Source organism: Zhongshania aquatica, from assembly GCF_027257955.1.
Taxonomy (GTDB): domain Bacteria; phylum Pseudomonadota; class Gammaproteobacteria; order Pseudomonadales; family Spongiibacteraceae; genus Spongiibacter; species Spongiibacter aquatica.
Map to the genome: position 1 here is coordinate 1 of NZ_JANZNQ010000073.1, position 2143 is coordinate 2143.

Consider the following 2143-nt stretch of genomic DNA (forward strand, 5'->3'; position numbering starts at 1 on the left):
AAGAGGAGATAACACCAAGATCTTGCATCTTGGCAAGCATTGTAAAGCTCCTCATGGGCGCACCATTATCTGAATGCAAAATGAGCCTTCTGTTTACGCACTTTTCTGCCCAGGCTGACCTTTGAAGCAGATCGGCGCCGTGTGCGCCAAGTTCTTGAGAGTACACCTCAGCACCTACAATTTTCCGGCTAAAAATATCTAAGATCATATAAAGGTAATAGTGCTGCCCTTTAACATGACTAGGTAAATAGCTGAGGAGAGTAGACCAAGGGAATCTCACCCTCAGCCTCTCGCAGAACGGTGCGTGAACCTCTCGGCTCACACCGCTCCCATCAAGCAAACGCACCCGACATCCCTTGCGACCAGTGCGCAAATAACTTCCTGCGCGTACTGGCTAGCTGGCTAAATGCTGCAATCGCCTTCATCTTCCTTCCTCGAAGATGCTTAAACTTACGCGTAGCCCATCTGACCAGCCGTTGATTTACATAGCGCGCGACCCGATACAACAGTGATCGGTAATATCGCCCATAGTAATTCCACCAGCCCCTCAGATACGGGTTTATAAAGCCAGCGATATCTGCCAGTGACAGATCCGTTCGCCGCCCTATGTTCCACGCTTTGATCCTCTGAGTGATTGACTTCAGTGCAGCCTTGCTAATGCCTGGGCAGAAGCCCATGAACAGGTCTCCGGTTTTACTTTTGACCGTTCTTTTGCAGAAGCTGTAGCCCAGAAAGTCAAACGAGGTATGTGCGTGGCTCCCTTGCCTACGATGATCCTGACAATAAACAATCTTGGTTTTCTCTGGATGCAACTCGAGCCCACATGCGGCAAACCGCTCTCGCAGGGTCCGCAACAGGTACCGTGCTTGCTTTTCCGTGCTGCAATGCAGTATCCCGTCATCCGCATAACGACACCATTTGATGGCAGGGAAGCACTGACTCATCCAGCGATCGAACGTATAGTGAAGAAACAGGTTCGCCAGCACAGGGCTGATCACACCGCCCTGCGGAGTCCCCTTGCCCCTCTCTCTAGTACGTCCATCACCATCGGTGCTGTTAGCCATCGACGAATATACAGCCGTACCCATGGATCACGGGTGTGCTTGTCGACTGCTCGCAGCAATAGGTCATGCGGAATGTTGTCGAATAGCCCTTTAATATCAAACTCCAGCACCCAGTCCTGACGCCAACATCGCTTTCGCGTGACCTCAATAGCATCAAGAGCCGATTTACCCGGCCTATAGCCATAAGAGTCCGCGAGAAAATGAGGCTCTACATTGGGTTCAAACTGGAGCTTGACGACCATCTGAGCTATTCGATCAGCCACCGTAGGAATGCCCAGTGTCCGCGTACCTCCCGATTTCTTCGGTATGGAGACAGCTCGCACTGGCGGGGGTATGTAGCTACCCGATGACATTCGGTTCCAAAGCTTATACAGATTGTCCTTTCGATTTCGGTCAAAATCATCCAGAGACTGCTGATCTATGCCAGCAGCCCCCGCGTTCGTTTTGATACGTTTGTATGCTTCAACAAATAACCACTTGTCGATCTCGAATGGTTTTGCCTGATGCAGACCCTCCTCCTGCTGACGCAGTTGAGATCGGCCTTCAGACTGCTTGACGCTGCCCCTTCGCTCCATGCCCATTACAGGCATTTCATCACTACTACGAGCAGCTCCGCCCCAGTATCGTGCATCGGTACTCTCAGCCTTGTGGTGGTCGCCACTTGTGCCTTCTCCCTTAAACATCACGATGACTGGTTCCCGCAGTTCCCAACAAGAGCCTGATATTGAGTCGCGCCCACTTTATGCCGGACACCGCCTGCGCAGCATTCGGAGTACACTCGCAAACTGATCTCGAAGGTGGGACACGCCCTCGATTTTGATGTCATGTATGGATCTCGACACGTCAACATGGGTTCGGTTTTACTCGCCTCTCAATATCTCACCTGACCGCATTTATGCGGCCTTTTCACCCAACGCTCACCACACACACTCTTAATGTATGCAGCTTGGGCCGGTTTGGAGCCCGCTTCCGACAGCCGACTCCGGTGGACCTACCACCATCTCCTGCTGAGCTTATGGCTCAGTGTTTGCCTGCATCCATGCTGGCGTTTACTGGCGCCTCTACGGCACACTGTCCCA

1 protein-coding gene and 2 pseudogenes are annotated in these 2143 nt (G+C 52.2%); all 3 read right to left on the minus strand.

What is annotated here, in order from left to right:
• A pseudogene (locus tag O9X78_RS20610) lies at positions 1-268 on the minus strand (IS3 family transposase); the annotation flags it as partial.
• Between the two features lie 64 nt (positions 269-332).
• Entirely contained in the window at positions 333-677 is a 345-nt protein-coding gene (locus O9X78_RS21060) for a group II intron maturase-specific domain-containing protein (RefSeq protein ID WP_492220233.1), read from the minus strand.
• 102 nt (positions 678-779) lie between these two features.
• Positions 780-1747, minus strand: a pseudogene (gene ltrA / locus O9X78_RS20620) (group II intron reverse transcriptase/maturase); the annotation flags it as partial.
• Positions 1748-2143: the final 396 nt, after the last annotated feature.